We start from the raw sequence: 10,177 nt of genomic DNA, 5'->3' as shown, positions 1-10,177 counted from the left end.
GTTTTTCACAGAATTAACAGCCTGGGGAAATCTGAAGGGTCATGGAGGAGGGCTTTTGAGCCTGGATCTCCACAGCTTTCAGGCATGGTTTTCCGCCAGCTTCCGCAGGCAGTTCGTCATCTGGTTGCTGTTCCTCTTCGCTCGTTTGACATCAAAAAACCCCTTCTTTGAAGGGGCTCGTTCGAGATGGAGACCATGTGCGGCTGAGCTGATGATTCAGAAACCCATCACTTTGGCCACCGTGCCCAGGTCGGGGTTCAGATCGGTATGGAAGGCAGCGTCGTTGTTGTTAATGGCGCAATCGGGGTCTTTGAGTCCGTTGCCTGTGAGCACGCAAACCACCGTCGCTCCTGCAGGCACTTCATCTTTGCGTTTGAGCAGACCTGCCACGGAAGCCGCGCTAGCTGGTTCGCAGAAGATGCCTTCTTGTCCTCCCAGCAGCTTGTAGGCCTGAAGGATTTCCTCATCGGTCACATCCAGGAAAGCGCCGTTGCTTGCTGCCCGTGCGGCAATGGCTTTCTCCCTGTTCACAGGATTGCCGATGCGAATCGCCGTGGCAATCGTTTCTGGATCGCTCACGGTCGTTTCGTTGACCAACGGAGCTGATCCACTGGCCTGGAACCCCATCATTCTGGGCAGAGTGCGGCTTCGGCCTGCCTGGTGATACTCCTGGAATCCCATCCAGTAGGCGGTGATGTTGCCCGCGTTGCCCATCGGGATGCATAACCAATCTGGGGCGTCACCAAGAGCGTCGATCAGTTCGAATGCGGCTGTTTTCTGGCCCTGCAGGCGATACGGGTTCACCGAATTCACCAAGGTGACTGGGTACTGATCTGACACTTCCCGCACAATGTCGAGTGCCTTATCAAAGTTGCCGCGAATGGCGAGCACCTCGGCGCCGTAGACCAGTGCCTGAGCCAGCTTTCCTTGGGCGACATATCCATCGGGGATGAGCACGAAGGCCCGCATTCCTGCCCGTCGTGCATAGGCCGCGGCTGCCGCTGATGTGTTGCCGGTACTGGCACAGATCACCGCTTCACATCCAGCCTCCTTGGCCTTGCTGATCGCCATGGTCATCCCCCGGTCCTTGAATGAACCAGTCGGGTTCAACCCGTCGTATTTCACGTAGACCTTCACCCCCTTTCCGATCCGTTCAGCGATCGCAGGCACGGGGATTAACGGGGTTGCGCCTTCCCTCAAGGTCACCACCGGAGTGGAGTTGCTCACTGGTAACCAGGTTCTGTAAGCCTCAATCAGCCCTGGCCAGTCCTGCATGACGGGAGCAGGGGAGAAACGGCGACGGAAGCTGTTGAGCAGTGACACCTGCGCAGGGCAATATTCCTCAGGAATCTATGTGGCAGGCACTGCAGCCTGGTTCAGTTGCTGCCGTCCTTCAGACCGTCCAGGGGGGAATCTGAGAAGAACTGCACCAAGCCCGCGATGGATTCTGCTTTTTGGATCACGGCAAGCAGTGCTGGGATATTCACTTCCATCACGTCCGATGGATAGGCCTCAAGAAATTTGATCGCCGTCAATCCGCCGTCACCGATCTGCAGACCGTTGATCACGCCAGCGCGGATGGCCGGAACACTCACCGAGGGAGCGGGCACTCTCAGTGGATAGATGATCCGAGCCACCCTAGTCAGAATCACATCTCCGATCCTTGTGGACATCAGCCTGCTGGTCAGCACCAGTGGCAGATTCAGCTCCTGATTGAGCAGTTTCGCCACGTCCTCAGGATCTTGACGACTCAGTTTCAGCAGGTCGACCAGTAGTCCGCGCGCTTCGCCTGTTTCAGCCAGGTAAGCGAGGTCCGCAACACTGATCGAACGGATAAAGGCCCCACTGACCAGGGCTACGTCCTTGGCGGCGTGAACGGGTTGGAAACAACTCAGTAGGCTCAGAGCCAGCGCCGAACCTGTTGCCAGAGCGTGCCTGCGAAGGCGTGATCGTGCAGACATGGGCAGATCGAGTTGTGCGGAATCTAGGGGGAGACTCCTGCTGCTGCTTTGACCAGTCGGACAACTCCTCGTTCGGCCAAGCCCTGTGCGAGTTCAACTCCCATACGACGGGCGTCAGGTTCACGCATCAATCGGGGTAAGCGGCTGAACAGCAGATCTGGACTGAATCCAGGCAGTTGTTGGAGCACTTGGATCAGCTGACGGACGGGTTCAAGGTCCATATAGAAGTCCTGATCCAACTCGGCTCCTGACGCCATGAGGCGGGAGGGTTGTAACGGACGGGGCAGTCGCCGGCCAAGGCGTTGCAGGGTCATCCATCCCAGTGAATCGATGCGATCGGCTGCGGTTTCAACGAGCTGATGGCGCAGCATGCCCCCATGGGTTGACACCAGGAAATCCAGAACTTGGTCCAGCAGGGCTTCCAGGTCCAGCTGATCTTGACTGGCTGCACTGGCCACAAGATTTTCTAATCGCGTCCAGCTGAAGATGTCGCCGTCGAACAACATCTCCTTCAGGCTCTGGCGAAGCTGTGGATCAGGATCTTCCATCAGCCGGCGGGCGAAGTAGGGATAGGCAGCTCCGAGAATCTTGAAGTCGGAATCCACGCTCAGGGCAATCCCCTCCAGGGTCACCAGTGAGCGGATGATCAGTGCGTAATAGGGCGGAACTCTGAACGGGAACTTGTACATCACCCCAGAGAGATCATCGGTGACCGCTTTGAAGTCCATGCGGCTGACACCTGCTTCCAGTGCCTGACTGAACACGGTTTCAAACGCCGGAACAATGGGCTCCAGATTCACGTCCTCAGCGAGGAAACCAAGGTTGACGAAATCCTTGGACAATTTGCCGAAATTGCGGTTCACCAGATGGACTACGGCTTGGATCAATCCGGTGCGTGATTCCCGAGAGACCTCGCTCATCATTCCGAAATCCAGGTAGCAGAGCCGTCCATCAGCGAGGGCCAGCAGATTGCCTGGGTGTGGATCGGCGTGAAAAAAGCCGTGCTCAAGAAGCTGTTGCAGGCTGCAGTTCACGCCCACAGACACCATGTCGTCAGGATCGATGCCCATCTCTCTCACCGCCTCAAGATTGGTGAGCTTGACCCCGTCGATCCATTCCATCGTCAGCACCCTTCGGCTGGTGGCTTCTCGATAGATCTTCGGGACGGCAATGCGCGGATTCTGTTGATGCAGCTCGCTGAATTTCTCAGCATTCGAGGCTTCATTGAGGTAATCCATCTCTTCAAACACCCGACTGCCCAGTTCATCAATCAGGGCAACAAGATCGCTGCGGATCAGGCCAATGTTGCTGTTGAGCCAGGCGGCGATGTTGCGCACGATGTAGAGATCAAGTGTGATCTGTTCGCGTAGACCTGGCCTCTGCACTTTCACGGCAACGCGTTGACCGTCGTGCAACGTTCCGCGATGCACTTGGCCAAGAGAGGCAGCGGAGATCGGCTCGCGTTCCAATTCCGCATAGATACTGTCGACGGGAGCGCCCAGGTCGTCCTCGATGCAAGCCATGGCCAGAGCGCTGTCGAACCCTGGAAGTTGGTCCTGTAGCTGGGCAAGTTCCTCCAGGAGCACCGGAGGCACGATGTCTGGACGCGTGGAGAGAGCCTGGCCCGCTTTGATGAAGGCCGGTCCGAGTTCCACCAGCAGTTCAGCGCATTCCCGTGCCCTGCTTCGAGCCCGTTTCTGATCCTTGAGCAGCTGGAAGATCCAGTCGAAACCGATGCCGATCAGCAGCATTCCAATCGGCACCAATGTTTGCCAAAGACGCCGCAGCAGCCGTTGGGGATGACCCGCGTAGATCCGGGTGATGGCTGCCGGGTCATACGTGAGTAGACCGGCGGCTTCGATGAAATCTCCGAGTTCTTGAGGGGCCACTGGCCTCAATGCCATGTGCACCCCTTCTAAACGAGCTGAGCCGCCGCTACGGTCGGCTCCAACACCGGGGTCTGCCGTGCTAACCGGCCTGCGACTCGAGAACATCGCCTTAATCGACAGCCTTGATCTGGCATTTGATCAAGGTTTTTCTGTGCTGACCGGCGAGACGGGAGCAGGGAAGTCGATCCTTCTGGATGCTTTGGATGCCGTGCTTGGAGGTCTGCAGGCAGGTGCAGGTGCGCGTCTGTTGCGGTCCGGTTGTGACCGAGGCGTGATCGAGGCCAGTTTTCGTCCTGGCGCAGCCGCCAGCCGCTGGTTGAGCGAGCAGGAGATCAGCGATGGAGAGGAAGACTTGGTGGTGAGCCGTGAATGGCGGCGTCAGGAGGATCGCCTTAGCAGCCGCTCAAGGCTGAACGGCGTGATGGTGAATCGTCAGCAACTACTGGAGCTGCGTCCTTTGCTGATTGATCTCACCGTTCAGGGTCAAACCCAGCAGCTGGCACGTCCTGGTCAGCAGAAACGCTGGCTTGACCATCTTGGCGGAGCTTCTCTTGATGCTGAGCTCAGCCAGGTTCGTCGTCACTGGAATGATTGGCTTCGCTGTCAGTCCGAGCTTGAGCGGGCTGAAACTGATCGGTTGCGTCTGGATCAACAGCGTGAGGAGCTGGAGCTGTTGCTGGCTGAACTCGAGCGAGCTGAGCTTGATGACCCCGAGGAAATTGATCAGCTCGAACGGGAACAGGACCGTCTTGTTCATGGGGTGCGCTTGCAGGAGGGTCTGGGTCTGTTAATCGGGCGTCTTCAGGACGGTGCTGATCAGGCACCCTCAACGCTTGATCATTTGCTGGCCTGCAGCCATGAGCTGCAGCAGATGCAGGGTCTCGATCCGTCGCTGCAGTCTTTAAGTGAGCGATGTCTTGATCTTGAATCAGGTGTTCAGGATCTGATCAGGGAGCTGGAGGGTTACGGAGCCTCTTTGGACAGTGATCCCCATCGTCTGTCTGTACTTCAGGATCGTCTGGCCGAGCTCAAGCGCCTGGAACGCCGGCATGGTCAGGATCTGATCGATTTGATCAAGCGCCGCGATGAGTTGCGTGACCGTCAGCAGTCTGGTGGTGTTGATGCACTGCTTGAGCAGTTGCGCAGCCAGGAGCAGGCGGCTTGTGTCATCCGTGATCGCAGCAATGCTTCGCTGCGTTCAAAGCGGTTGATTGTTGCGGCGGAGCTGCAAGAGCGGTTGATGGCCCATCTCAGGCCGATGGGATTGGCCAATGTGCGTTTCGAGGTCGCTGTTGAGCCGTCTGAACCTGGCGAGAGCGGGGCGGATGCAGTGTGCTTCTTGTTCTCAGCGAATCCAGGTCAGCCCATGGCACCGCTCGCTGAAGTGGCTTCCGGGGGTGAGATGTCGCGTTTTCTGCTGGCTCTCAAGACCTGCCTGGCCGAGGTGGATGGATCTAGCACCCTGCTCTTCGATGAAATCGATACTGGAGTGAGCGGCCGTGTCAGCGGTGCGATGGCCGATCTGCTGCGCCTGTTGTCGCGCCATCGTCAGGTCTTCTGTGTCACCCATCAGCCGCTGGTGGCTGCTGCGGCTGATCATCATTTCCGCGTCAGCAAAGACGTTTGCGATGGGGTGACCCATTCGCGAGTGTCCCAACTGCGGGACACTCAGGAGCGTCAGCGTGAGCTGGCTGAACTGGCAGGCGGTGAACGCCGCGAAGCTGAGGCTTATGCAGCCAGCCTTCTGGATCAGAAAGCAGCATGAGCATCATCTGATCTCAGTAGAATCCTCAGTTCCTGAGATCCAGCCGTATGGGGCGAACCGCTCCCACATCAAAGGCCTCGTCTCCGGCGGAGCCAGTGAAACTCGCGATTGGATCAGAAGAGAACGTGATCCGCGTTCGTGGTGCTCGCCAGCACAATCTCAAGAACGTTGATCTCACCATCCCTCGCAACAAGATGGTGGTGTTCACAGGGGTGAGCGGTAGCGGTAAAAGTTCTCTGGCTTTCGACACGATTTTCGCTGAGGGTCAGCGTCGCTACGTCGAGAGTCTTTCCGCCTACGCGCGTCAGTTTCTGGGTCAGGTCGACAAGCCGGATGTTGATGCCATTGAGGGCCTTTCACCGGCGATCTCGATCGATCAGAAATCCACCAGTCACAACCCACGTTCGACTGTTGGAACTGTCACGGAGATCCAGGATTATCTGCGTTTGTTGTTCGGTCGGGCCGGCGATCCGCATTGCCCTAAGTGTGATCGTCCGATCCGGCCGCAGACCATTGATGAAATGGTCGATCAGATCCTCACCTTGCCTGAATCCACGCGGTATCAGCTGCTTGCGCCAGTTGTGCGTGGCAAAAAGGGCACCCACGCCAAATTGATCAGCGGCCTGGCCGCCGAAGGTTTTGCCCGGGTGCGGATCGATGGAGAAGTGCGCGAGCTGGCCGACAACATTGAGCTCGATAAAAACCAAAGCCACAACATTGAAGTGGTGGTGGATCGGCTTGTTGCTCGTGAGGGAATCCAGGAACGGCTCACCGACTCCCTGCGCACCTCACTGAAACGCGGAGATGGTTTGGCCATTGTTGAAGTGGTTCCTAAAAAGGACGAGCAACTTCCTGAAGGAGTCGATCGGGAGCGTTTGTTCTCCGAGAATTTCGCCTGCCCCGAGCACGGGGCGATCATGGAAGAGCTTTCACCAAGGCTGTTCTCGTTCAACAGTCCTTACGGTGCTTGCGAGGCTTGCCACGGTATCGGCCACCTGCGCAAGTTCACACCTGAGCGCGTGGTTCCAGATCCCTCACTGCCTGTTTACGCCGCAGTGGCTCCCTGGGCCGAGAAAGACAACTCCTATTACTTCTCCCTGCTGTATTCCGTTGGGGAGGCCTTTGGGTTCGAGATCAAGACTCCCTGGAAGGACCTGTCTGAAGAGCAGCAGGATGTGCTGCTCAATGGCAGTCGCGAACCGATCCTGATTCAGGCCGATAGCCGTTATCGCAAGGGAACTGGTGCCTATCAGCGTCCTTTTGAGGGGATCCTGCCGATTCTTGAGCGGCAGTTGCGTGATGCCAGTGGTGAGGCCCAGCGTCAGAAGCTGGAGAAATATCTGGAACTGGTTCCCTGCTCCAGTTGTGCAGGCAAACGATTGCGTCCTGAGGCATTGGCCGTGCGCATGGGCTGCTTCCGAATTACGGATCTCACTGCTGTGAGCGTGGGCCAGACCCTTGACCGGATTGAGCAGTTGATGGGTGAGGGTGCTTTTGAGGGCAGTGAACCATTGCTCACGCACCGTCAGATGCAGATCGGAGATCTCGTGCTGCGCGAGATCCGCATGCGATTGCGTTTTCTGCTGGATGTTGGTCTCGACTATCTGAGCCTCGATCGGCCGGCGATGACGCTGTCCGGTGGTGAAGCGCAGCGAATCCGTCTGGCGACTCAGATCGGTGCCGGCCTCACAGGAGTGCTGTACGTGCTCGATGAACCGAGCATTGGTTTGCACCAGCGAGACAACGATCGCCTGCTCGCCACCCTCGAGCGTCTCCGTGATCTGGGGAACACGCTGGTGGTTGTGGAACACGATGAAGACACCATTCGCGCTGCCGATCACCTGGTGGATATCGGTCCAGGAGCCGGTGTGCACGGAGGACACATCGTGGCGGAGGGATCTCTGGATGATCTCCTGAACGCGGAGGACTCCGTGACAGGTGCCTATCTCAGTGGTGAGCGAAGCATTCCCACGCCTCCGGAACGGCGCTCGGCAGGGACTCGCAGCCTCAAGCTGCTCAACTGCAATCGCAACAATCTCAAAGACCTGAGCGTGGAGTTTCCGCTCGGACGCCTGGTCTCCATCACTGGAGTGAGCGGTAGCGGCAAGAGCACGTTGGTGAATGAGTTGCTTCACCCTGCGCTGGAGCATGGCCTCGGCCACAAGGTGCCTTTCCCCAACGGTCTCGGCGAGATGCGTGGCCTCAAGTCGATCGACAAGGTGATCGTGATTGATCAGTCACCGATCGGCAGGACTCCCCGTTCCAACCCCGCCACCTACACCGGTGCCTTTGATCCGATCCGTCAGGTGTTCGCAGCCACGGTTGAAGCGAAGGCACGCGGTTATCAGGTGGGTCAGTTCAGTTTCAACGTCAAGGGCGGTCGCTGCGAAGCCTGTCGTGGTCAGGGGGTCAATGTGATCGAGATGAATTTCCTGCCGGATGTGTATGTGCAGTGCGACGTGTGCAAGGGCGCCCGATTCAATCGTGAGACTCTTCAGGTCACCTACAAGGGGCACACCATCGCCGACGTTCTGGAGATGACCGTTGAGCAGGCGGCTGACGTGTTTTCTGCCATTCCGCAGGCGGCTGACCGACTACGGACCCTGGTGGATGTGGGTCTTGGGTACGTGAAGCTGGGTCAGCCGGCACCCACGCTCTCCGGCGGTGAGGCGCAACGGGTGAAGTTGGCCACTGAACTGTCCCGCAGGGCCACCGGCAAGACGCTGTACCTGATTGATGAGCCCACCACCGGCCTGAGTTTCTATGACGTGCACAAGCTGATGGATGTGATGCAGCGTCTTGTGGACAAGGGGAATTCGATTATCTGCATTGAACACAATCTCGATGTGATTCGTTGTTCCGACTGGTTGATCGATCTCGGTCCCGAGGGTGGTGATCGCGGTGGAGAGTTGGTGGCCTGTGGAACTCCAGAAGAGTTGGCCCAGCACCCAACCAGTCACACCGGTCGCTATCTCGCCAGGGTTCTGAAGCAACATCCCCCTCAGAGTGCTCCTCTGGCGGCATGACGTCCTTCCCGTATTTCCGCTTGCGTGGCTTGGCTGCAGCCTTGGCTTCGCTGCTGGTCGCCCAACCGGTGGAAGCGGTTGAGCGGCTCACCTTCACCTTGCCTTTGCTGGATGAGAGCATCAGCCTGGATTTGAGTCGGGCCACCAATGCTCGGGAGCTGATCGATTCCAATCCAGATCTTCAGGAGCTGGATTTGGCAGGCGATGGATCTGTGCAGAAGTTGATTGAATCGCTGCTGACGGCCCCTCTCCCTCAAGAAACCAGCAGCATTGTTCGCCAATCTCTTGGCCATCCCCTTTTTGAACAGCTGCTTTTGGCTGTTTCCGAATTGGTTGAGGTCAAGGGTCTTCCAGCCGACACCAGCGGGCGCATGGTGTCTGAGGCTCTGGCCGCGGCCTATCGGGATGATCAGCCCCATTTACTGGGATTTCTGCGTCAAGTTCCGGGAGACGAGCTCTCGATCAATTTGCAGGCGCTCGCTTTCTACGCGAAAAGACTCAGAGCCAATCAAGACGATGCACGGGCCCTGGTGCAAAAGGGCACCGCAGCAAAGCCTGTTTCTTCAACGATCGTCGCTGCAGCGGCATCCGGTTGGACCCGCAGGCAACGCTCCGTTGCGGTGAACCATCGTCCGCAACCTCTACAGGTCACGGAGATCTTCCCCACCGCAAGCTCCAATGGTCGATTGGTGGTGATCTCCCATGGGCTTTGGGATGAACCGTCCAGTTTTGAGGGGTGGGCCTATCTGCTCGCTGCCCATGGCTATTCCGTGTTGCTTCCAGCTCACCCGGGCAGTGACGCAAAGCAGCAGGAGTTGATGATCAAGGGCAAACAGCCACCGCCGGCTTCAGAAGAACTGCGTTTGCGTCCGATGGATGTCACGGCCGTGATTGATGCGGTCGAAACCGGCAATCTGCTTTCAGGTTCCTCTGTGCAAACCGATTCCGTTGCGGTTGTGGGTCATTCCTGGGGTGCCACCGCGGCTCTGCAGCTGGGTGGTCTTCAGACCACAAGCCGAAAGCTGAGTGTCCGTTGTCAGGATCCACGTGATCCAGACCGCAACCTCAGCTGGGTTTTGCAGTGCAGCTGGCTCAAAGGTGCCGATCAAGGCTCGTTGGCTGATCTGAGGGTTCGGACAGCGGTTGTGGTCAGTCCTCCTCTGCGACTGCTGTTCGACGAAGCCAGTGGCCCGTCGATGCATGCCAAGGTGCTGCTGGTGAGCGGGACCCGCGATTGGGTTGTTCCATCGGATCCTGAAGCGGTCGTTCCGCTTCGCAATGGTCAGCCTTTGGCCAATGGTCACCGCATTGTGCTGGCTTCAGGTGGTGATCACTTCAATCTCTGGGCTCCTGTGGGTGCTGAAGAACCACCGATCCTGGGACCTTTGATCCTTGCTTGGATCAATGATCATCTGGGAATCACTGATTCGCTCAGCTTCCAGGGCGGTGGTTGGGGTCATCAACGTGTGCCACTGATGGATGTCACCAGCCAATTATGAAAATTCTTTACGCCATATCAGTGTTGTAAACAAGACT

General features: G+C 57.7%; 6 protein-coding genes. 3 read left to right on the top strand and 3 right to left on the bottom strand.

Annotated features, from left to right (window positions below):
* Nucleotides 1-216: 216 nt before the first annotated feature.
* The 3 genes from thrC to SynMITS9220_RS13220 form a co-directional block, all read right to left on the bottom strand.
* The gene (thrC, locus tag SynMITS9220_RS13230) at nucleotides 217-1,275 is read right to left on the bottom strand and encodes a threonine synthase (RefSeq protein ID WP_186992282.1); all 1,059 of its coding nucleotides are present in this window, start codon (nucleotides 1,273-1,275) and stop codon (nucleotides 217-219) included.
* Between the two features lie 101 nt (nucleotides 1,276-1,376).
* Nucleotides 1,377-1,961 (bottom strand): alpha/beta hydrolase, encoded by a 585-nt coding sequence (locus SynMITS9220_RS13225; protein WP_186989832.1) that lies wholly within the window; start codon nucleotides 1,959-1,961, stop codon nucleotides 1,377-1,379.
* A gap of 23 nt (nucleotides 1,962-1,984) precedes the next feature.
* Complete coding sequence (locus tag SynMITS9220_RS13220) at nucleotides 1,985-3,865, bottom strand: AarF/ABC1/UbiB kinase family protein (RefSeq protein ID WP_186992280.1); 1,881 nt, start codon at nucleotides 3,863-3,865, stop codon at nucleotides 1,985-1,987.
* Between the two features lie 61 nt (nucleotides 3,866-3,926).
* Here SynMITS9220_RS13220 and recN point away from each other — a divergent pair, with 61 nt between their 5' ends.
* Genes recN through SynMITS9220_RS13205 form a run of 3 tightly spaced genes read left to right on the top strand, consistent with a single transcriptional unit; the run spans nucleotide 3,927 to nucleotide 10,140 of the window.
* Nucleotides 3,927-5,615 (top strand): DNA repair protein RecN, encoded by a 1,689-nt coding sequence (gene recN, locus SynMITS9220_RS13215; protein WP_186989830.1) that lies wholly within the window; start codon nucleotides 3,927-3,929, stop codon nucleotides 5,613-5,615.
* Nucleotides 5,616-5,662: 47 nt separating this feature from the next.
* The gene (gene uvrA / locus SynMITS9220_RS13210; protein ID WP_186989828.1) at nucleotides 5,663-8,641 is read left to right on the top strand and encodes an excinuclease ABC subunit UvrA; all 2,979 of its coding nucleotides are present in this window, start codon (nucleotides 5,663-5,665) and stop codon (nucleotides 8,639-8,641) included.
* Nucleotides 8,638-10,140: an alpha/beta fold hydrolase gene (locus SynMITS9220_RS13205; RefSeq protein ID WP_186989826.1), complete on the top strand. Its 1,503-nt coding sequence runs from the start codon at nucleotides 8,638-8,640 to the stop codon at nucleotides 10,138-10,140. The genes uvrA and SynMITS9220_RS13205 overlap by 4 nt, the downstream gene beginning before the upstream one ends.
* The last annotated feature ends 37 nt before the right edge of the window (nucleotides 10,141-10,177 follow it).

It is taken from the genome of Synechococcus sp. MIT S9220 (assembly GCF_014304815.1).
Classification (GTDB): Bacteria; Cyanobacteriota; Cyanobacteriia; order PCC-6307; family Cyanobiaceae; genus Synechococcus_C.
This window is presented reverse-complemented; position numbering and strand designations above follow the sequence as displayed.